Consider the following 22,588-nt stretch of genomic DNA (forward strand, 5'->3'; position numbering starts at 1 on the left):
TAATCGAACTCCGAGCGTAACCTGAGACGATGCCGACCGTGTACATCACTGCGCCCCGAGACGCAGCGAGCGATCTGGCCGCGTTTCTGATCGAGGAGAAGTTGGCCGCGTGCGTCAACGTCGTCGACTGCGATTCGTACTACCGATGGGACGGGGAAGTCTTCGAAGGCGACGAGGAAGCGATCCTCTTCGCGAAGACGACGGCGGATCGATACCCCAAACTGAGAGAGAGGCTCGAAGCCGAACATCCCAACGACGTCCCCTGCGTCGAACGGTTCGACGAGGCCGACGTGCTCGATTCGTACGCGGCCTGGGTCGAAGCAGAAGTACGGTAAGCGGCGGCGAGAGCGCGAGTCGGAACCGACTACCACTGACTGGGGCCGAGCGGCTACCGCCTGCCCACGTCGCCGACGACCGTTCGACTCCGTTCGCGCAGGAACTGCGGGAGGTACCAGTAGCCGCCCGCGAACTTGCTCGTCGTTCCCGAGGCCTTCCAGCCGCCGAACGGCTGGGCCTGAACGAGCGCGCCCGTCGTCGCGCTCTGCTCGCGGTTCACGTAGCACATCCCCGATTCGATCCGCTCGAACCAGGCGTCGATCTCGGCCTCGTCCTCGGTGAAGAGCCCGGCACACAACCCATAGGTACTATCGTTGGCCTTCGTGACCGCCTCGTCCAGCCCCGAAACGGAATGAACCGTCACGAACGGGACGAAGTGTTCCTCGCGTGCGAGTTCGTGATCGTGCGGAACGTCGGTCACGACCGTCGGCTCGACGAACCGGCCGGCGGAGAGGTCGCCAGCACGGTGGTTGTCGGCGGTTCCCTCACCGGATCGGTCGCCGCTGGACACGACCTCTCCGCCCGTCAGGACCGTCCCCTCCCGCCGGGCCGTTTCGCAGATTTCCACGTACCGTTCGAGCGCGTCGTCGTCGATCAGCGGCGAGACGAACGCCTCCTCGGTTCGCGGTTGGTCGATCACCAGTTCCTCGGTCGCTTCGACCAGCCGATCGGTGAACGCCTCGATCACGCGCTCGTCGACGTAGACGCGGCTGGTCGCCGAGCACTTCTGTCCGCTGTAGCCGAACGCGCCGTTTTTAACGCCCGAGACCGCCTTCTCCAGGTCAGCGTTCGCGGTGACGATCACGGGATTCTTGCCGCCGAGTTCGGCGATCACCGGGCCGGACTTTTCGAGGTCGAAGAACGTCCGGCGGATACGCCGACCGACTGCTCTGGAACCGGTGAAGACGACGCCCGCGACGTCCTCGTGCTCGACGAGCGGTCGGCCGACGTCCCGCCCGCTGCCGGTGACGAGGTTCACGACGCCGTCGGGAACGCCGGCGTCGACGAGGATTTCGACGGCCTTGTGCGCGATCAACGGCGTCGCGCTCGCGGGTTTCGCGACGGCCGTGTTCCCAGTGAGCAACGCACCCGAGAGCATCCCGCAAAAGATGGCGAAGGGGAAGTTGAACGGCCCGATCACGGCGAAGACGCCGAACGGCTCCAGCGCGTTCGTGCAGTGCTGGCCGGGCGTCGGCTCTCCGGTGTCGTACTCGTAGCCGTCGTTGCGTTCGAGTTCGCGGGCGTAGAAGCGGAGGAAGTCGATTCCTTCGTCTATGTCCGCCATCGCCTCGGCCCGGTTCTTCCCGTTTTCGAGGGTCAGCGTCGCAGCGAGTTCGAACTTGCGCTCACGTATCAGATCCACTGCACGCCGGAAGATCTCGATCCGATCGCTCCAGTGCGTCCTCCGCCACTCGTCGAAGGCGTCGCTCGCTGCCGCGACCGCCCGATCGACCTCGGTCGCTCCGCCGGCGGCGAACCGACCGATGTCGAGTTCTCCATCGGCCGGACTCGTGACTCCGTACGCGTCGTCGACTTCGACCCACCGACCGTCGATCCACAGCGAGTGGGACGCTCCCAACTCGGACTCGACGGCCGCGACCGCGTCAGCGTAGGCCCGATGGAACTCGTCGAGGCTCCCGTTCTCTCTGTGTGCGGCGAACGTGAGTTCGTTCTCGAAGGGCTGTGGGTTCATCGGCATCTATTATTATCATTCGGCCGAGATCATAATAAAGCTGAGTCACGCTCGTTGTTGGTCTCAAACTATAATCTTCCCCTACGAGCGCTTCCGTCGGCCAAACACTCAACCCTGTAGAATTCGTATTGAGAACGAATGACACGAGTTGCAATCGTCGGCGGCGGTCCCGCCGGACTCTCGGCAGCACTGTTCGCGGCGAAGAACGGCCTCGAAGCCGTCGTGTTCGACACCGACGGGACGTGGATGCACAAGGCCCACCTGTTCAACTACCCCGGCGTCGGTTCTCTCGACGGGTCGGCGTTTATGCAGACGGCGCGTCAGCAGGCGGACGACTTCGGCGCGGAGCGCCACCAAGACGCGGAGGTCACGGACGTCGAGTCCACAGACGACGGGTTCGCCGTCACCGCCGAAGGGGAGGAGCACGAGGCCGACTACCTCGTCCTCGCGACCGGCGCGAGCCGCGACCTCGCGGAGTCGCTCGGGTGTGCGTTCTCCGACGACGACACCGTCGACGTCGACGTCTCGATGGAGACGAGCGTGGAGAACGCCTACGCCACGGGCGGGATGGTCCGCGCCGAGGAGTGGCAGGCGGTCATCTCCGCCGGAGACGGGGCCGCGGCGGCGCTGAACATCCTCTCGAAGGAGAAGGGCGAACACTACCACGACTTCGACACGCCGGCGACCGCCGAGGAGGTCTTCGGCGGCCTGCGCGACGAGGTCTGATAATGAGTACTCTCACTTTGTACCGCCAAGCGCCACCACCGTTGACGGCGCTCGGCGTCAGAGACGAGAGTACTCATTATGAGACGACGCGGAGGACCGTCTCGCTCTCTGCCCCGCGGTCGACTGCGTTCCAGACCCCTCACTCCCCGACGATCGCGTACACGTTCCCGGTCTGATCGGCGACGAACACCGCCCCGTGACCGACCGCCGGCGGGGAGTCCACCCACCGACCGATCGACAACTGCCAGCGGACGTCTCCGTTCGCCGCGTCGAACGCCCAGAGCGTTCCCCCGTGATCGCCGACGTACACCGTCTCGCCACCGATCGCGGGCGTCGCCCGAACCTCGCCGTCGGTCGGGTTTCGCCAGGACACCGACCCATCGCTCCGACGCAGGGCCACTACCTCGCCCGCCTCCGTCCCGACGAACACCCGGTCGTCGATCACCGACGGGCCGCCGAAGACCGCGTCGCCGACGTCACGACGCCAGCGGCGCTCGCCCGCGACGTCGTGGGCGGCCACGCGACCCGACTCGTCGGCGACGAAGACCGATTCGTCGACCGCGACGGGGCCGGCACGGGCCGCACCGTCCAGTGACACCTCCCACTCGATTCCGGGGCGAGCCACTCCGCTCCCGCTCTCGCTATCGCCCGCACCGTCGGACGACGTTCCCTCCCCAGAATCACCGTCGGTTGAACCCTCCCCAGCATCACCGTCGGTTGAATCCTCACCCGGATCGACTGCCACGAGCCGTCCTGCGTCGGTCGCGACGAACACGCGCCCTTCCGACACCGCCGGCGCTCCGCTCACGAGCCCGTCGCCGTCGTTCGCGTCGCCGTCGTTCCCCTCCAGCGAGAGCTGCCACAGCAATTGACCGTTCCGCGGATCGACGGCGGCGAGTCCCTCGTCGGTCCCGAGGTACGCCCGTCCGTCGGCGTACGTGACCGGCGAACGCGGGCGAACGTCGAGTTCTCGCTCCCAGAGCGGTTCCGTCTCCGGAAGGTCGATGTGCGGCGTCGGCGTCCGCGTCGGCTCCCCCGGTTCGGGTGTCGCCGTCGGCGTCGGCGTGGGTCGGAGTCCGTCTCCCGGCGGCTCCCCGTAGTCGACCGTCCGGACGCGGAACAGCGAGCCGTCGGAGCCGCCGCCGAGGAGCGTCTCGATCGCCGGAGAACCCCCCCGTCCTTCCGTCCTCGTCGGCGAGGCCGCGCTCCCCTCGCCCCCCGCCTCGGAACCGCTCCCGCCCGTCTCGTCCCTCAGGAACACCGGCGTGATCGCGGGCGTGGCCGCGCCGCCGACGAGCGACAGCTCCTGGCCCTGGCTGGCGAGGACGTCGTACGTCCCGCCGTCCAGACTCCCGCCGGCGACCGTGCGCGGGCCGACGACCGGTCCGGGCATCGTCGCCGGGCGAAACGGGAACTCCCAGCGTCGCTCCCCGGTCGACGCGTCGAACGCCCAGACCGTCCCGTACTGGTCGCCGGCGTAGACGACGCCGTCGCGGAGACGAACGTCGAACTGGACCGCCGCGTCGGTGTCGCCGCGCCAACTCAACTCGCCGTCGTCCCGACCGACTGCGACGACGCCGTCGTCGGTGCCGAGGACGACGTCGTCCGCGGTGAGGACGGGATTCGTCCCGCCACCGACGTCGGACCGCCACGAGACGGCCCCGTCGTGATCCAGTTTCACGGGACCCGCTCCGAGTACGACAGCGTACACGCCGTCCGCGCCGGCGGTCGGTCCCCGGGTCACCCAGTCGCCGACGGCCTCCCGCCAGATTCGGTCCCCGGACTCGGCGTCGACCCCGAACACCGACCCCTGGTTCGTGCCGGCGTAGACGACGCCGTCGTGATGCCCCGGTGGCGCGGTCGGCGGGCCGTCGAGCGAGAGCTCCCACAGCCGATCACCCGTCTCGGCGTCGAGCGCAGCGAGAACACCCGGTGCGTCGCCACCGTCATCTGTCTCCCACCGTCTCGCGGTGACGTATGCGACGCCGTCGGCGACGATCGGCGGGTACGCTCGACTGGGATCGCCGTCCTGCCAGCGCGTTTCGCCGCTCTCCACGTCGACGGCGACGACGCCGTTCGAGAACGTCCCGACGAGCGCCCGCGTCCCGTCGAGCGTCGGCGCGTAAAGGACGCCGCCGGGGAGCTCGATCGATCTGAGGCGCTCACCGCTCGCGGCGTCGAATACGACGAGTCCCTCGCGCTGCGGGACGACGACGAACCCGGCCCCGGCCGCGGGCGGGAACTGTCCGTCGCCGACGGTTGTTCGCCAGCGGGCGTCGCCCGCCGAATCGAGCGCCGCAACGCGGCCGTCTTCGCCGACGACGAACGGGCCGGCTGTCGCATTGCGGGCGTCGCCATCGCCACTGTCGCTGACACTGCTGTCGCCCTGCACCACCGTGGCCGCACCGACGGCAGCGCCGACCGTCCCGGCGCTGTCCGTCGTCCACCGGAGGCTCGGCGCCGGGGCCGGTCCCGACGCGTCGACGGAGCCGGTGTTCCCCGCGTCCGCGCGGGCCTGCGGCCACGGGCCGATTACCTCGGGTGCCGGACCGAACTCGGAGGGTGTTGCCTCGGTCGGCGATCCGTCGGTTCCGTCCGTGTCACCGCCCGTTCCGGGGCCGGGCGTCCCCGTCCCGCCACACCCGGCGAGCAGGCCGCCGACACCGACTGCGAGACTCGCGAGAACTTGCCGTCGGGTGAGTGTCGCTGCTTCGGATGCGCTATCGAGGTCGGCGGTATCGACGACGCCTTCGGCCTTCTTGCCGTCCCGGGGCGGTTCGGTCCCGGCCGGCGTGTCTCTGAATTTCGAGGCCTCGGCCGACGAGCCGGAACCGCGTGGAGGGCGTTTCATACCGCCCCCTGTCTCGCCTTTCGATAAGTGTCTTCGGTGGAGGTCCTCTCCCGACTGTCACTCCAGGAGTTCCCTGGTCTTGCGGTGGCGCGCGCGGAACATCGGCTCGAACCCGACGACGGCCAGCGGCGAGACGCTGCGCCCGACCGCCCCGCCGGGGAGTTCGTACTCGACTTCGTCGTCGATGATCGTCTCCTCACCGTCCGCGACGAACCGGTGGGTGTGGATCCACTCGGCGAACGGGCCGCCACGCATCTCGTCGCGGAAGACCGCTCGCTCGTCTCCCTCCTCGCGGTCGACGATGACCGACGTCCACCGCTGGCGCGGCCCGACGCCGACGGGCCGCATCGAGAGGCGGATCTCGGATCCGGTCTCTAGGATCTCGGGGTCGGATTCCCCGTCGGGGCCGGTGACCGACTCGATCCGGAGGTTCATCCAGTCGGGCGTGAGCGCTTCGAGGCCGGAAATGCGGGAGTGGAAGTCCCAGACTTCGGACAGCGGCGCGTCGACGCGGGTCAGGCGTGAGTAGGTAGTCATACACGGAGAGACGAGCGGGATACGCAAAAGCGACGCGGCCGCTCAACGGCATCGAGATCCGTCGATGAGAGACGAGCAGGATACGCAAAAGCGACGCGGCCGCTCAACGGCATCGAGATCCGTCGATCGACGAAGCAACTCTGTCGCCCCCCCGATCCTTATATACGAAGGAGCGGCCAGTCGTCCCGTGATCTGAGTCCTACCCCGCGTCGCTCCGCGGTTGTTCGGCACACCGGCGCGGGATCACGAGGGCGACAACGGCATCGTCGGTCGAACGTCGGAGCCGGCCGATAGTCGCTCGCGACCGTGCCGACTGTTCGCCCTCACCTTGTCGCCGCCGAGCGGGTCGCGTCGACGTCGACGAGAGGACTTCAGCCGCCCCGTCGTACTGTCCCGCCCCGTCGCACTATCCGCTCGCACCGCCTCGACCTCACAGCGTGAATCGCGTCACGCTCGTCCCGGCCGACCGCAACTCCTCGTCGCTGGCGGCCGCGACAGTGATCTGGTTCTCCCCGTGTTCGATGTCGAGCGACGTCTCGAACGACCCCTCGACGGGTTCGACGAGCGCCGTCTCCGAGGGCGTCTTGACCGCGACGACGGCGGCGTCGGTCCGGCCGGAGACGACGAGTTCGTCGCCCATAAATCGGGTACTGACCTGGAGTCGCGGTCCCGCCGGGCGGTCGCCCTCGGCGTAGCGCTCGCGCAGGACCGACGGCATCTCGATCGGGCGGCCGGCGTCGATGCTGTGGGCCAGTCTGACGAACTGCGCCATCGACCAGGCGAGCGGCGTCGCCGCCCCGGTGCCCTCGCCGAACGCCCAGTTGTACTCGGTGCTGTGCTCGCGGTCCCAGACCTGCTCGGAGAGCATCCGACCGGAGTTGGCGAACCCGGCCATCGTCTCCAGCATGTTCTGCGGTTCGAGCGCCTCCTCGTCGGTCCCGTAGAGCAGTTCGTACTCGCCGCGCTCGCCCGTGAAGATGGGCCAGAGGCGTCCCTTCCCCTTCGACTCGATCGACCACGGCGCGCCCTCCTCGTCGACCGCTCGCTCGCCGTATCCGTCGCCGTTGTACCGGTAGAAGGCCGGTCCGTGCGGCGTATCGACGCGGAGCGTGCCGTCGACCTCCGCGACCGAGTTGCGGATCACCTCGTCGTCGGCGGGCTTGATTCCCAGTCGGGTGAGTTCGAAGAAGCCGGCGTCGATGATCTCCCGCTCGTCGAGCGTCGGGCCGTTGTTCGCGAGCGTCCGCAGGTGGCCGGCGTCGGGATCGCCGTCGCGGGTGATCCGGACGTAGTACGGCGTGTTGGTGTGCCGTTCGGTTCCGGTCTCCGTCGCGGTCCACTCCTCGACGCGGTCGGTCCAGTCGTCGGCCAGCGACTGCCAGATGAGCGCGTCGGCGGTCTCTCCCTCATCGGTCGCGATGTCAGCCGCGCAGGCCAGTCCGGCGATCTCGGCGGCTATCGACGACGGCGAGTAACCGGCTTCTTCCTCCCAGCGCTCCTGGGCGGTCGGCGGGCCGTTGCGTGCGACGTAGTCCGCCGACCGTTTGACGTTCTCGTAGCCGTACTCGGCGTCCTCGAACTCGATGCCACGCTGCCGGAGCATCCACGCCATCACCTGCGGGAACGAGATGTTGTCCATCTGCTCGCCGCCCCACCGGGCCCGCCCGTTCAGGTAGGTGTTCTGCGGGATGAATCCGCGATCGTCCTGCTGGTAGCGGTAGATGTACTCCAGCGCCAGGCGCGCCGTTTCGAGGTCCCCGACCGCCTCGAAGACGGTGAACACCTGATAGAGGTCGCGCGACCAGACGAAGTTGTAGCCGTAGCCTTTCGCCTCCTCGGCGGTGACGGCCTCGCCCCACGGCACCGACGGCGAGGCGATTCCGGCCCCCAGAAACGTCTTGTCCTCGACGGCTCGCAGCGACATCAGACAGGTCTTGTACTGCTTCGCGAGGGACTCGTCGTCGAGGACCGATACCGGGAGTTCCTTGTCCGCGAGGAAGTCGTCCCAGGAGTCGACGTAGTCGCGGCGGACCGTCTCGTAGCCGCGGCTGAGTGCGCCGGCAGCCTCGCCGAGCGCGGCCGCCGTGTCGGCGTCTTCGGCGAATCCGAGAGCCAACCGCTGGGCGACCGCCGACCCGGTCCCGATCCGACCGACGAGCACGACGCTCTCGTCGTCGACGCTGTCGACCGGTGTGGGTGCGACACCGTCCGTGAATAACTCCGCGAGGTACTCCGAGCCGGCGACGCCGACGGTCGCCCAGTCGAAGCGGCCCGCCGCGGCCATCGCGGCCGCGACGCTGTATTCGGTGCCGTCCTCGTCGATGAGCAGCGGTTCGACGTCCTGGCCCTGATCGTACGCGCTGGCGTCGCGAGCGACGAGTTGGTACCCCGCCGACCCGCCGAGTCGGAGACCGCGGTCGGTCGATCCGGTGTTCGTGAGCGAGGTGTCGGCGACGGCGTAGAGTTCGTACTCGTTGTCGTCGGCAGCCTCGAACCCGACGTCGACGAGCAGCGCGTCGTGCTCGGGATCGGTCACGTACTCCGCGGTCAACGTCCACTCGTGACCCCGACCGTCGCCGGTCTCGGAGATCACGTGCCGGAACAACAGCGCGTCGTCGTCGACGATCTCGGCCCGGCGTTCGATCGTGTCGGCGTCGTCGTCGCGGCGCGTCTCGTTGTGCGTCCGCGCCGTGTACGTCGCGTCGTCGCCGGTGTCGACCACCAGAAAGTCGAACGTCCGGAGGTTCATCAGGTCGACGCGCGGGAACCGGACCTCCGTCAGCGAGCCCTCCGTGAGCGTGAACCAGACCCGAGAGGGATCGTCCTCGGTGTGGTCGGCGACGGTCCCGACGCCGTACTTCTCGCCGGTCGTCCACCGGGGTCGCCCGGTGGGACCGGAGGGTGCGGGTTTCGGTGCCGGGAGCGCGTCGTAGGACGCGAGCCTCCCCGTGGCTCTGAGGCGCATCGCGTGCGACCACGCGAGCGGGGTCGCGCTGTCGCGCGTGCCGTCGTCGAACGTCTGCTCGGCGAGGTACCCCGCCCCGGAACAGAACGAGCCGTCACGACCCAGTAAAGCGTACAGTCTCGTCGCGTGTTCGAGGAAGGTCTCGGCCGCGCTCGCCCGGCCGTGAGCGTCGAGCAGCGCGGCCAACCCGGCGGCGGCGTTCGCGCCCCAGGCAGTCGAAACCGACCACACCTTCTCGTCGTCCTGGTCGGCGCTGCGCCAGTAGTCGCCCTCGAACCGAATCAGGCCCGCGACCTCGCCGTCGTCGGACTCGCGATAGAGATCCTCGAGCGCCGTCCGCATATGGGTTTCGAGCCGCGACAACGCCTTCGGGGAGAGGCCGTCGAGCGCGCCGACCTCGTCGTAGGCGGCGAACGCTTCGACGAGGGCGAACGATCCCGAATCGAGTCGCGAGTCGAGGCCACCGTCCCGCGCCCGAAGCGCGTACACCTCGTAGTCGTCGTCCCAGAGCCGGTCGAGACCCTCGAAAACCGCCTCCGCCTGCGAGGTCGCGTGTTCCGACAGCGCGTCGCCGACGGGTGCCTCCGCGACCGTCGCGTACGCCTGCAGGAACGTCGCGGCGGTGTGGACGAAGCGACCGACCATATTCTCCCAGGCGTTCTGACACACCGCCGGGAGTCCGTCGGCTTCGAGGTCGTCGTCGAGCGCGTCCATCCCGTCTCGAACGGCGCTGCGGAACCGACTCCGCTGGTCGGGGGTCAGATCGGACCGGCGCTCGGACAGCAGCGTCGCGAGGTAGGTGACGACGCTGGCGGTCTGATCGGCCTGGTACTCGGGGTCCTCCGAGTTCTCGATCCGCGCGTTCGCCCAGCCGGGTGCCAGCGAGCCGTCGATCGCCCACACGCGGTGCGGCCACGATCCGTCGTCGAGTTGGGTCTCACAGAAGAACGAACCGATCTTCGCGAGCCGCGAGCTCGCGTCCAGACCGAGCGTGTCGTCGCTTCGGAGCAGGTGTCGCGCGCTCTCGGCCTCGTCGCGGAACCAGGTGTAGCCGTAGCCGCCGGTGTGGGTGTAGAACGGATCGAACTCGGGGCCGGCGATGTGTGCCCCCGACGGTGCGGTCAGCAGCGAGAGTGCACGCAGGTCCGAACGGACGGACTGCTGACGGGGCGTCCCCTCGGGGACGACGATCTCCGCTCGCTCCCGAGCGGCCGCTCGAATGTCGTCCGCACTGGCGTGTGAGAGCGCACAGTTCCGGAGATCCGCCAGTGCGGTCTCCCGGTCGACCTCGTCGTGATCGGACACCTGCGTGACGAGCGTCGTCTGGACGCCGCGGCCCTCCTGTTCTAGCGGCGCGGAGACGACGATATCGCCGCTGAGGTGAGTGTCCTCGTACCGATCGAGGACGGCGTCACGCGGGAACTCGAAGGCGTCCGCCGAGAGCATCTCCTCGAACCGCTCGGGGACCTGGCCGCGAACGTCGTCGACCCCCGTCGAGGCGGTGACGTAGTCGTGCTCGTTCCGGTGGAACACCTCGACGGCCTGCGTGTCGTTCGGGCCGCCTGACTCGTGGATGAGCCGGCCGACCTGCGTCTCGCGGCCCTCTGGTGCGAGCGTCAGGAACGCGGTCAGATGGGCGTCAGTCGGAATCGCCCCGCGGAGTTCGACATGCGTGACGTGGGCCCGCCCGAGCGTGAGGTCGTACTGGTGGACGGTGTACGATCCGGCGTCGTACTCGGTTTCGACGAGGCTCGTCTCGCGGTAGTAGTGCTGTCTGACCGGTTCGAGGTCGTCGAACCACCGGATCTCGCCGTCGGCTTCGATCGCGAATCGGGAGCGATCGATCCCGTACAGCCCCGACAGCGCTGACGAGTAGTCCCGCAGTGATCCGTGTTTCCCGACGTGAACGAGCCGGTCGCCGTGCCCGGAGAGCGCGCCTTCGGTCGTGGGCAGTTCCCCGGGAAACCGCCCACCGCGGTCGCGCTTGTATTCGTTCAGCACGGTCCGTAGTCTCATACACACGGACCAGAGCCCCCAGGACATAAGTATTGGCGGAAACGGTCCCGGCGATTCGGAATACCACACGATAGATGGCTAGAAACAGCCACAGCGGGGCAAAGACAAAGTCCCGACGTCCCGTTCGAACCGATATGGATCATCCAGGCCCCCCCCGGTTCGTCGCCGTCGGCGAATCCGTCCAGCTCGCGCCCCGCGACCCCGACCCGGACGCGACGTACGACTGGCGGGTACGGAGCGCGCCGGCGAGCAGCACGATCGAGTTTCCGGAACAGAAGGCGGTCGTGGAGTTCGTCCCGGACGCCGCGGGCACCTACCAGCTCGAACTCAACGCACCGGATCAAACGCACCGACTCACTGTCAGGGCGTTCCCGGGGGAACTCGCACCCGCGGGTCGAACCGCCGGTGCGAGCGGCGCGAGTGGCTACAGCGGCCACCAGAGCGGATCGGCCCGTCCGCAGGGAGAGACCGGCGGCGTCTCGGGATCGGGGTCGGGCACCCACTCCGAGGGCGGCGGCAGCGGTCGCCCGCGGATACAACTTCGCGGATCGATCGAGGGCGACGAACTCGTCGTCCGGGCCGACCCGCAGCCGCACCCCGACAGCGACACCGACCGCGACGACATCGTGGTCGAGTTCCTGCTCGACGACCGCGACAACGTCGACGCGGACGAAATCGAGACCGAGGGCTGGGAGCTCCGGATTCCGACCGCCGCCGTGGGCGATCGCGTACGGATCCACGCCGTCGCGGTCGCAGACGCCTACAGCGTCCCCGACACGATCGAGTTCGTTCGAGAGGCCCTCCCGGACGGGAGTGGGTCGGGAAACGCGCTCACGGTCGCCGATGAGGCCCACGCGGCGGACGGGGGCGCGGTCCGGGAGACGGGATTCGAGGTCGTCCGCCCGAACGACCCTCCGAAGTGGGCGACGGAAGTCACTCTCTACGAGATCTACGTCCGCGGGTTCGCGGGCGATGGGGAGGGTGGGTCCGACGAGTCCGTCTTCGAGCGAATCGAGACACGGCTCGATTACCTGGCCGACCTCGGCGTCGACTGCCTGTGGCTGACGCCGGTGCTGGAAAACGACCACGCGCCCCACGGCTACAACATCACGGACTTCTTCAGTATCGCCGACGACCTCGGCGACCGCGAGGACTACGAACGGTTCGTCGAGGCCGCGCACGAACGCGGGATGAAGGTGCTCTTCGACCTCGTGTTGAATCACTCGGCCCGCGATCACCCGTTCTTTCGGGACGCGTATAAGAATCCAGATTCGGAGTACTACGACTGGTACGACTGGCGGGAGGACGGCGAGCCAGAGACGTACTTCGACTGGGAGTACATCGCCAACTGGAACTTCGAGAACCTCGCCGTCCGCCGGCACCTCCTCGACGCCGTCGACACGTGGTTCGAGGTCGCCGACGGCTTCCGGTGCGACATGGCGTGGGCCGTCCCCGACACGTTCTGGCGCGAACTCCGGGACCGCGTGAAGGCCCGCGATCCGGAGTTTCTGCTCCTCGACGAGACCATCCCGTACATCGCGGACTTCCACGACGGGATGTTCGATATGCACTTCGACACCACGCTGTACTTCACGCTGCGGCAGGTCGGCCGCGGCGACGCCCCCGCCGAGTCGATCGTCGACGCCGTCGAACAGCGCACCGCCGTCGGCTTTCCCCCGCACGCGGCGTTCATGCTCTACATCGAGAACCACGACGAAACGCGCTACCTCGTCGAGTGCGGTGACGACGCCGCGATGGCCGCCGCGGGCGCGCTCGTGACTCTCCCGGGCGTCCCGATGCTCTACGGCGGCCAGGAACTCGGCCAGCGGGGCCGCCGGGACGCGATCGCCTGGGACGACGCACGCGAGGAGTTCCGCGAACACTACGCGCGACTCGTCGCGCTCCGCGAGGAGGTCCCCACGCTCGGTCCCGACGGCTCGATCGAGCGCATCGAGTACGGGACCGACACCGACCGCGCGGTCGCCTTCGCGAGAGAGGGTAACGGCGAAACCTACGTCTGCGCGCTGAACTTCGGCGAGTCGCCGGCGACGGTGACGCTCGACGAACTGGACGTCGACGCCACCGACCTCGTCTCGGGCGAGTCGCTTGCGACCGCCGACGGCCTCGAAGTCGACGACGTCGCGGTCTTCCGGACGGCCTGATGAATCGAGACTCGGCCCCGGATCGGCGTTCGGATTCGCCCTCCTGTCGATCGCTCGATGAACCGACCGCGGAACTGCTCGCGTGGCACCGGGCGGTGAAATCGAGTCACGAGGACGACTTCGCGGCCGCGACCGAACTGACGACCCGGCTGGGTGCGCACCTGACGGACGAGGGGAACGCCGCGGTTGGCTTCTGGACGCCCGACCTCGTCGAGGCCGGCGTCCCCGAGTCGGCGGTGTTTCTGGAGATACTCACTCCGCCCGAGGACCTCGATCCCGGGGTGGCGGACGCCCGCGAGGTGACCTTCGACCGCTCGCTCGTCTCGCTGGAGCGGGCGGGCGAGTACCACTGGGGCGTCGTCGACGGAATGCGTCCGGGGACACGAGAGCGCCTCGGATCGCTCTACCGGTTGACGTACCGGTCCGAGGAGGGAACGGTGGAGACCGTCGCGGACCCGTTCGCGTACTCCGTCCCGTTCGGCCCGTTCGCGCCCGCGGAGTTCTACGACATCGACCGGCTCGACGAGACGCGGGCGGATCGGAACTACTTCGAGGCGCTCGGAACCGACGCCGAGCGCGTCGCGACCGCGGAGGACGACGGCCTCCCGCGGATCGAACCCGCGACGAGTATGCTCGAGATCCACCCCGGAACCGCCACGGACCGCGGGTCGCTAGCCGGCCTCGCCGCGGTCTACGAATCGATCGGCGAAGCGCAGCGAGGAGACGGCGACCTCGACGCCTGGCAGCGTAACTTCGTCGGCTACGACGCCCTGCAACTGATGCCCGTCGAACCGCTCACCGAGAGCGAGGACTCGCACACGTTCTGGCGGGTCGAAGCGGCGACGGAGGGGGAATTACGGGCCACCGTCGCGCGTCCCGAACCGCTCAATTGGGGCTACGACATCGTCGTGTCGGCGTTCTCGGCCCCGAACCCGGGGCTACTGGAGTCCGGACGCCCGGACGAACTCGTCGACTTCATCGCGGCCTGTCACCGGCTTCCGCGGCCGATCAAGGTGGTCTTCGACGTCGCGCTGGGGCACGCCGACGACCGCGGGGCGGAACTCCTCGCGGACCGGTTCGTCCTCGGACCGGGGATGTACGGCAAGCACCTCGATTACACCGAGCCCACCGCCCGCGCGGCGTTCTTGGAACTCCAGCGCCGGAAGATGGACTTCGGTGCGGACGGGATCCGCGTCGACGGGGCACAGGACTTCACCTCCTACGACCCCGAGACCGGCGAGATGTACCACGACGACGAGTTCCTCGCGGAGATGGACCGGGTCGTCCAGGAGGTGGCCGGCACCGAGTACCGCCCGTGGATGATCTACGAGGACGGGAGACCGTGGCCCCGGGAGGACTGGGAGTTGGCCTCCTCGTACCGCGCGCTGACCGAACAGCACCCGCACGCGTTCCAGTGGTCGCCGGTCACGTTCGCCCACAACACGCCGGCGCTTCTCACCTTCTGGGCGACGAAGTGGTGGCGCGTCCGCGAGATCGGCGAGTTCGGTAGCCGCTGGATCACCGGCGTCGCGAATCACGACACCGTCCGCCGGGGCACGCAGGTCGATCCGACGACGGCGTTCACCCGGTCGCCGATCAACCCCTACCTGGGCGAGTCGCACCCGGAGACGCTGGAGGAGGCCTACGACAACGCGGCCGCCTCGATGCTGTTTCACGCCTTTCTCCCGGGCGTCCCGATGGACTTCGCGCACGCGAATATGCGCGCGCCGTGGGGGTTCGTCCGCGACACCGACGACACGTGGAAGGTCAAGGTCGTCGCCGAGGAGGCGAACTTCCTCCACTGGCAGGTTCGAGAGTCCGACTTCGCCGACGAGGCGTTCTTCGAGCGCGTGAAGTCGTTCGGCTTCGAGTCGCTGTCGGACCTTCAGACGTTTATGAACGCGCTGGCGGCCGCAGTCGACGTCACAGACACCGATCTGGACGCGGCGGCGGCGATGCTGTCGGTGCTGGATTCGCCGTTCGGTCCGAGCGACGGCGACCTCTCCCCCGCGGACCTCGACGCCTACGCCGACGCGTGGATGCGGGACGTCCACGAGTTCTCGACGCTCGACCACTGGCGGGACGAACAGGGAGATCGACGGATCCGGCTCCGCCTGCGGACCCGAGAGTTCCGGCAAGCGCGCGAGTGGCTCCGCGGGGACCTCCGGGACGACGAGTACTTCACCTACCGGCACCCGACCGAGGGAACCGTGCTCTATTACGGTTTCCGACGGGCCCCACCCGAAGCAGACGTCGACGAGGAACTCCTGTTCGCGGCGAACATGGAGGGCGTCGCGGTCGACGTCTCGCCCGAGTCGCTGGCGGCCGACGCGGCGGCGGACGCGAACGCGCCGCCGATCCCGACGGACGGGTGGGAACCCGCGTTGGTCGCGCCCGGGGCCGACGGCGCGGGAGGCCCCCAATCCACGGTGACGCTCGAGAACGCGACGGCGGTGGTCTGGCGGCGGGACCCCTGACCGGGCTATCGTATGACGGGCGACCGGAGCGCCGTTCGAAACCCACAGATACGAGTTACCCCCGTCCGTACGACTTCGTAGTGACAGATTCGTACGTCTGCCCGCATTGCGGGCGCATCGAAGAACGCCCCTATCGGGTCCGGCTCATCGTTCTCACCTGTCCCGACTGCGGGGAGAACGGGCGGTTTCTCCACGAGTCCCTCGTCGATCGGTTAGACGAGGTCCCCGAACCGCAGCGACCCGAGGGCTGGGAGGAGATGCCGCTCGACGACCGACTCCGATACGCGATCCGCGAGGGACTTCTCAACGTCGGTTTCACCGGTCCGATCTGACGGCCGAGGGGAGACGAGATCCCCGGACGAGGCGCTTCCTCGGGACCCGTCGCTCACGACGCGACGCGCGCGTCCATCTCGACGGAGACGCCGTCGACGTAGTCGCCGTCGGGGCCGACCCAGGTCCCCTCGTACTCGCACTCGGTCGTGAGTCGGCAGACGCGGGTCTCGGGCGGCCAGACGACACGTACCCCCTCGCCGGCGGTGTCGCCGTCGACGGTGACCTCCTGTCTGTAGGTGACGCTGGAACCGCCGACGCCGACGAACGTGACGACGAGGTCGACCTCCGCGCCCTCGTCGGCGAGCGGGACGTCGCTGAAGCGCGACCCGCCCTCGTACTCCAGGTTCTCCGCCCGCGCGGCCTCGGGCCCGATAGTCCACTCGACGGTGACGGTGTCGTTCGTCCGCGCGGCGTCGGGGACGCTGTAGCGGGCGTACCCCTCGGGCGTCTCGACGCGGACGCTCGCGCTCGCCGCCTCCGCCGGGACGCCGACAGTCGTGACCGCGCGAACGGACGCTCCGTCGAGGACGCGGAGCCGCTGGAGTTCGGGATTCACGGGGAAGTACGCGCCGGTCCACTCGCCCCGGTAGGTGAAGCGATAGGGCGTCCGGTTCGTCGCAGCCAGGACGGCGAGGTCGCGCTCGGGGCCCCCGTCGGTCGCGTAGACGACGTCGCCGTCGTAGCCGCCGCCGGAGCGGAGGTACTGGAACGGGTGCGCCTGCCAGTCGCCGTACGGGTCTGGCGTGAACACGACGGCGTCGTCGAACTCCTGATCCTCGAACGGTTCGTACGTCGCTTCCAGACTGTCGGTGCGCCGCTCGTTCGCCGCGAACGGGTCGTCGAGGACGGCCGCCTCCGCCGAGGCGACGACCGGCGCGGAGGCGACGAGACCGACGAGGAGCGCGATGCGGGCGCGACGGCGCGTGGTCACCGAGCGGAGGCCGGAGGCCGCGCCGCGGACGAGGAACGCGACGCCCGCCGCGCCGAACACCGCGACCGGAACGAGCGCGTCGAAGTGGTAGAACGGCCCCAGAAGGTCGATGAGGCCGTTCCGGAGGCCGTTGTGCGTGCCCCAGAAGTACGCCTCGCCGAGGAACACCGACGGGAGGACCGCGAAGAGGACCGCCGCGACCTCACTGTCGCCCATCCCCGCCGCGGGGTCGAACCGGGAGACGGCGGTCCGGAGCCGACCGCGTTCGCGCCAGACTGCCGCGAGAGCGCCGACGGCGGCGAGTGCGGTTCCGGTCGGTCCCGCGGCCACCCACTCGGTGAAGAAGAACTCGGTTATCGTCGCGGTCACCTCGGCGGCCAGTTCCGGCGTGTACGCCCGCTCGTAGTTGAGGATCTCCCGCGTGCCGAAGCCGATGCCGTCGTTCGGGGCGAACGCGGCGTAGGGAAACGTCAGCGGGTCGCCGGTCACGACCGCGTTGTACGCCAGCGTCACGCCGACGAACGCCGCGCCCGGGACGGCGACCGCGAGCGACCGCCCGAGGACGTCTCTGAAGCCCGGCGTCCAGCCCGACCGTCGCCAGGCCACGCCGAGCGAGACCAGCGTGTGGCCGATGAAGGGGAGCGCGAACAGCACCGCCGTGAACGGGCGGGCGAAGAACGCCAGGCCGACGGCCGTCCCCGCCGCCGCGCCCCACCGTCGGCTCCCGGTTCGCGCCGCGCGGACGTACGCGACCGCGAAGGCGACGTTCAGCATCGTCGCCGGCGCGTAGGAGAGGAACGTCGACGAGGTCAGCAGGAACAGCGGCGACCCCGCCAGGATCGGCACCGCGAGGAGGCCGACGCGGCGGTCGAACGCGGCCGATCCGAGGAGGTAGACGCCGCCCGCGGTCCCCGCGGCGACGAGTCCCAGCGCGAGGTTCCAGTCGCCGAGGAGCCGACCGATCGCGAAGACGGCCGGCGCGACCGGCGAGTACTTGGCGTACATCCGGATCTCGCCGCCGACGTCGTCGACGACGAAGAACCACGGTCTGACCGCGTCCCAGGGGATGTCGCCGGGGCGGAGGAACAGCTTTCCCTCCAAGAGCATCGCGGCTTGATACAGGTAGACCCCCTCGTCGTCGTTGACGGAGTGATACGGGAAGAGGTCGACCGCGAGGAAGTAGACGAGTCCGCCGACTGCGAGCGTGAGGGCGGCGGCGAGGACGCGCTCGGGGCGTTCACGCCCGGCGGCGACGACGGAGCGGAAGGCGGCGACAGCGAGGCGAGGAGCGGCGCGCAGTCGGTGAAGGACCGAGCGGAGTCGGGACTCGAAGGATCGCCGCGACACGGCTCACTCGCCGTATCGGGAGTCGTCCTCGGGGCGCTGTTCGCGGGGGAACCACGCGAGTTCGTGGTCGGCGTCGAGTTCGAGGTCGACCGGGCCCGAGTCGGGGACGTTCTCGTCGTGGTTGTGCATACACTGGATCGACTCTCCGGTGTCGAGCTCCACCTCGTAGAGGAACGTCGGGCCCAGGTACCGGCGCGCGACGACCGTGCCACAGCTCGAATTCACCCCTTCGCAGTCGAGGTGGCGGACGCTCACGTCGTCGGGGCGGACGAGCAGGTCGATCCGGGTGTGGTCGTACTCGGTCGCGAGGCCGTGAATCTGATCGCGCGGGACGGTCCCGAGATCGGTCTCGACGACGTCGCCGGAGACGTACCCCGGCACGAAACTCGCGTAGCCCAGGAAGGCGGCCACGAAGCGGGACTCGGGGTGCTGGAAGACGCCCTCGGGGTCGCCGATCTGTTCGATCTGCCCGTCGTTCATCACGGCGACCCGATCGGAGATCGAGAGCGCTTCCTCCTGATCGTGGGTGACCGAGACGGCCGTGACGCCGGTCTCTTTGATGATCTGTCGGACCTCCTCGCGCATCTCGACGCGGAGGTCGACGTCGAGGTTCGAGAACGGTTCGTCGAGGAGCAGGATCTCCGGTTCGGGCGCGAGCGAGCGCGCGAGGGCGACCCGCTGCTGTTGTCCGCCGGAAAGTTGATCCGGGTAGCTGTCGCCCTGGTCGGCGAGGTCGACGAGTTCGAGCAGTTCGTCGACCCGCTTTTGCACCTCCTCGTCCGGTCGGTCCTTCAGCCCGAAGGCGACGTTCTCGCGCGCCGTGAGGTGCGGGAAGAGCGCGAACTCCTGGAAGACGACGCCGACGCCGCGCTCCTCGGGGGGGACGAACGTCGATCCCGACACCGAGCGGCCGTTCAGCCGAACCGCGCCGCCGTCGGGCTTTTCCAGCCCGGCGACGAGCCGGAGCGTCGTCGTCTTGCCGCAGCCCGAGGGGCCGAGAAGCGTCAGGATCTCTCCCTCGCGCACGGAGAGCGAGAGCCCCTCGACGACCGTCTCGGTCCCGTAAGACTTCCGGAGACCGTCGAGTTCGAGGACGACGTCGCCCTCGCTCTCCGCCGCCGAGGGTCCACCGGGCGACTCCGCGTCCGTCGGACCGTCGCCGGCCGCTGTTTCCGTTCGTTGCTCCGTCTCCGACTCTACCGCGGCGTGCGTGCTATTTGACATCGTATCCCTCCTGTCTGAGAATCACGAGCATCGAGAGCCCCGAGACGAACAGCAAGACCAGCGCCGGCACCGCCGCCTGTCCGAAGTACCCCGATTCATACGCTGTCCAGATATGCGTGACGAGCGTGGTAAAACCCGACGGTCGCAGAAGCAGCGTCGCGGGCAGTTCCTTCATCGTCGTCAGGAACACGAGCGCCGCGCCCCCGAACAGTCCGGGCGCGACGAGCGGGAGCGTGACGTACCGGAACGCGCCCGCGGAGGTCTGCCCGAGCGTCCGCGCCGCCTCCGGAAGCGCGGGATCGACCGAGAGGAACGACGCCCGGAGCGACCCGACCGACTGGGGCAAGAAGCGGATCACGTACGCGAACACGAGCAGATACAGCGTCTGATAGATCGGCGTCGCGTACTGGCTCCCGAAGAACACCAGCGCGAGGCCGAGGACGACGCCCGGGACCGCGTAACCGACGTAGCTGATCCGCTCGAACGCCGTCGGGAGGAAGCCGTCGTACCGCGCCGAGAGGTACGCGACCGGGAGGGCGGCGACGACGGCGACGGCGGCGGCGGCGGCCGCGACGGCGACGGAGTTGGCCGCGTACGACCACTGGAACGCCAGCGACTGGTTCACCGTCGACGAGGCCGTGCCGAGCCACGACAGCAGAATCACGATCGGGACGACGAGCGCGAGTCCCGCGATCGCGGCGGCGAATCCCATCGCCGGATAGCGCCACCGTCCGAGCGACACGACCGCGCGCGAGCGCCCGCCCGCGGTCGTCCGCTCCTCGCCGCGGATTCGGGATTCGAGCCAGAGGATGAAAAGCGTCACCGCGACCAGTTGCAAGGAGAGCAACGTCGCCGTGTCGCGGCCGAAGGTCCCGAACTCGACGAAGATGACGCGCGTGAACACGTCGTAGCGCATGATCGACGGCGTCCCGAAGTCCGCGAGGACGTACAGTCCCGAGAGCAGCGCCCCCGCGGCGACCGCGGGGCGGATCTGGGGGATCGTGACCCGCCTGAACGTCTCCCAGCGGTCGTGTTCGAGCGTCCGCGCGGCGTCGATCAGCGTCGTGTCCATCGACTTCAGCGACGCGCGGGCGGTGATGTAGACGTAGGGATAGGTGTACAGCGTGAGGATCAGCACGGTCCCCTCGAGGCCGTAGATCTCGGGGATCCGCTCGATCCCGATCGGCGCGAGGAGGCGCTGGAACCCGCCCTGCGGGCCGAACGCAGAGACGAACGCGAACGCGCCGACGTAACTCGGGATCACGAGCGGGAGCGAGACGACGACGGTCCAAAAGCGGCGGAAGGGGAGATCCGTCCGGACCGTCAGGTACGCCAGCGGTACCCCGATGACCACGCAGGCGGCCGTCGTCAGCGTGACCAGGATCGCGCTGTTGACGAAGACCTCGAGCGTCGTCGGGCGCGTGAGGAGGGCGACCGCCTCCGAGAAGCCGACGTCCAGACCGGTCTTGACGAGCCACAGCACCGGCAGAATCACCGCGGCGGCGACGGCGGCCGCGGCGACCGAGACACCGAGCGGGAGTCGCGTCTGCTCGTCGGCCTCGCCAGCGTCGTCGTCCGCCGTCGTCCGGTGCTCTGTGGCCATCACTCTTCCGTGTACCTCTCGGACCTCAGAGGACGCCCGTCTCCCGCAGGAGATCGATCGTCTCTTCGAGGTCTGCGAGTTGTGAGAGGTCTATATCCTCGGGCGGGTTCAACTCGTCGATCGTCGGCAGTCGGCCGATCGGTTCGATCTCGGGGACGAGCGGGTACTCGAAGGTCGTGCGCGCGAAGTAGTCCTGCGCCTCCGCCGAGAGGAGATGCCGGACGAAGTTCGCGGCGAGCGTGGAGTCGGCGGCCGTGTCGAGGACGCACGCGCCGGCGACGTTGAACACCGCGCCTGCATCGCCCTGGGTGAACGCCGTACCCAGCGGCGTCCCGGTGCCGCGCCGGGCCAGCACGCGCTGGATGTAGTAGTGGTTCGTCAGCCCCGCGGAAATCTCGCCGTCGGCGACGGCGCGGGCGATCTGGAACTCGTCGCCGTACTGGCTCACGCCGAGTTCCTGCATCCCGGAGAGCCACTCGCGGGTGGCCTCCTCGCCCTCGAGGATCCGCATAGCCGTGATGAACGCCTGGAACGAGGAGTACGTGGGTGCCCAGCCGAGTTCCCCATCGAACGCGTCCGTCTCCGGGAACGCCATAATGCTGTCCGGAATGTCGGACTCGGAGAACGTGTTCGTGTTGTACGGAATCGACCGAGCCCGGCCGGAGGTTCCGATCCACGAGCCGTCGGGCGCGCGGAAGTTCTGGGGGACGAACTCCAGGACCTCCTGCGGGAGCGTTTGCGTTCGGTCGCGCTCTGCGAGACGGCCGAGCGCCCCGGCGTTGACCGAGTAGAACACGTCGGCGGGACTGTTCTGCCCTTCCGTCTCGATCTGGTTCACTAATTCGGCGGCGGAGTTGTAGAGCGGTCGGATCGTGAGGTCGGGGTAGCGGTCCTCGATGAACCCGACGAGTTCGCCGACCAGGGCTTCACCGCGGCCGGAGTACAGCGTCAGTTCGCCTTCCAGATCGGGCATCTCCGACATCGAGACGCCCGAGAGTTCGCGGTCGCCGAAGGGGGAGTTGCCGGATCCGATCTGCTCGGGGGAGTCGCCGCTCGATCCGCCGGCCGTCTCGGTCTCGGTTTCCGTCTCGGTCCCGTCTTCACCCGGCGTGTTGCACCCTGCGACGCCGATGATTCCGGCCGAAGCCGTGGCCTGGAGGAAGCGGCGACGGGTCCGCCCGGGAGGCACGCTATCTGACTCGTCCATAGTTGATTTAGGCTTGCCTAAAAGGTATATAGCTTCCGATTCGGGAACGTGTTATCGGCACACGGCGACTGCTCCGGGCGACGGGCCGTAGCCGTTCGACCCGGAAAAGTACAAGCGAGACGAGCCACTGGTACCGATTCACTACCGACTCCGTGGCCCACCTACGCTGTCGACGTGGTT

At 68.7% G+C, this 22,588-nt stretch carries 13 protein-coding genes; 5 read left to right on the plus strand and 8 right to left on the minus strand.

All coding sequences use genetic code 11. The features are described 5' to 3' along the window. The first annotated feature begins 29 nt into the window (after positions 1–29). Positions 30–335: a divalent-cation tolerance protein CutA gene (gene cutA / locus NO876_RS03350; RefSeq protein WP_256420265.1), complete on the plus strand. Its 306-nt coding sequence runs from the start codon at positions 30–32 to the stop codon at positions 333–335. Between the two features lie 53 nt (positions 336–388). Here the strand turns inward: cutA and NO876_RS03355 are convergent, their stop codons facing one another. Next, the gene (locus NO876_RS03355) at positions 389–2,035 is read right to left on the minus strand and encodes an aldehyde dehydrogenase family protein (protein ID WP_256420266.1); all 1,647 of its coding nucleotides are present in this window, start codon (positions 2,033–2,035) and stop codon (positions 389–391) included. Positions 2,036–2,167: 132 nt separating this feature from the next. On the opposite strand from NO876_RS03355, the gene NO876_RS03360 reads away from it, so the two are divergent. Next, positions 2,168–2,755 (plus strand): NAD(P)/FAD-dependent oxidoreductase, encoded by a 588-nt coding sequence (locus tag NO876_RS03360; RefSeq protein ID WP_256420267.1) that lies wholly within the window; start codon positions 2,168–2,170, stop codon positions 2,753–2,755. A 139-nt stretch (positions 2,756–2,894) separates the two neighbouring features. Here NO876_RS03360 and NO876_RS03365 read toward each other — a convergent pair whose 3' ends face one another. From NO876_RS03365 to NO876_RS03375, 3 genes are all read right to left on the minus strand, one after another. Beyond that, positions 2,895–5,606 carry an outer membrane protein assembly factor BamB family protein gene (locus NO876_RS03365; RefSeq protein WP_256420268.1) on the minus strand — a complete coding sequence of 904 codons (2,712 nt, stop codon included), beginning with the start codon at positions 5,604–5,606 and terminating at the stop codon, positions 2,895–2,897. A 57-nt stretch (positions 5,607–5,663) separates the two neighbouring features. Next, complete coding sequence (locus tag NO876_RS03370; protein WP_256420269.1) at positions 5,664–6,143, minus strand: SRPBCC family protein; 480 nt, start codon at positions 6,141–6,143, stop codon at positions 5,664–5,666. Positions 6,144–6,573: 430 nt separating this feature from the next. Next, the gene (locus NO876_RS03375) at positions 6,574–11,124 is read right to left on the minus strand and encodes a DUF7997 domain-containing protein (protein ID WP_256420270.1); all 4,551 of its coding nucleotides are present in this window, start codon (positions 11,122–11,124) and stop codon (positions 6,574–6,576) included. Between the two features lie 134 nt (positions 11,125–11,258). On the opposite strand from NO876_RS03375, the gene malA reads away from it, so the two are divergent. From malA to NO876_RS03390, 3 genes are all read left to right on the plus strand, one after another. Then, positions 11,259–13,286, plus strand: coding sequence for an alpha-amylase MalA (gene malA / locus NO876_RS03380; protein WP_256420271.1), 2,028 nt, complete (start codon positions 11,259–11,261; stop codon positions 13,284–13,286). Continuing rightward, a complete protein-coding gene (gene gghA / locus NO876_RS03385) occupies positions 13,286–15,763 on the plus strand; it encodes a glucosylglycerol hydrolase (RefSeq protein WP_256420272.1) in 2,478 nt (825 codons plus the stop codon). The genes malA and gghA overlap by 1 nt, the downstream gene beginning before the upstream one ends. A gap of 80 nt (positions 15,764–15,843) precedes the next feature. Further along, positions 15,844–16,095 (plus strand): hypothetical protein, encoded by a 252-nt coding sequence (locus NO876_RS03390; RefSeq protein ID WP_256420273.1) that lies wholly within the window; start codon positions 15,844–15,846, stop codon positions 16,093–16,095. A gap of 53 nt (positions 16,096–16,148) precedes the next feature. Here NO876_RS03390 and NO876_RS03395 read toward each other — a convergent pair whose 3' ends face one another. From NO876_RS03395 to NO876_RS03410, 4 genes are read right to left on the minus strand one after another with little or no spacing between them, the layout of a single operon-like run. After that, on the minus strand, positions 16,149–18,374 hold the full coding sequence (locus tag NO876_RS03395) for a DUF7846 domain-containing protein (RefSeq protein WP_256420274.1): 2,226 nt from the start codon (positions 18,372–18,374) through the stop codon (positions 16,149–16,151). 3 nt (positions 18,375–18,377) lie between these two features. After that, positions 18,378–19,598, minus strand: coding sequence for an ABC transporter ATP-binding protein (locus NO876_RS03400; protein ID WP_256420276.1), 1,221 nt, complete (start codon positions 19,596–19,598; stop codon positions 18,378–18,380). Next, a complete protein-coding gene (locus NO876_RS03405; RefSeq protein ID WP_256420277.1) occupies positions 19,588–21,201 on the minus strand; it encodes an ABC transporter permease in 1,614 nt (537 codons plus the stop codon). Before NO876_RS03405 ends, NO876_RS03400 begins: the two co-directional genes overlap by 11 nt. Positions 21,202–21,226: 25 nt before the next feature. Beyond that, entirely contained in the window at positions 21,227–22,408 is a 1,182-nt protein-coding gene (locus NO876_RS03410) for an iron ABC transporter substrate-binding protein (RefSeq protein ID WP_256420278.1), read from the minus strand. Positions 22,409–22,588 lie beyond the last annotated feature (180 nt).

This window comes from Halobellus rarus (assembly GCF_024494595.1).
GTDB classification, from domain to species: Archaea; Halobacteriota; Halobacteria; order Halobacteriales; family Haloferacaceae; genus Haloquadratum; species Haloquadratum rarum.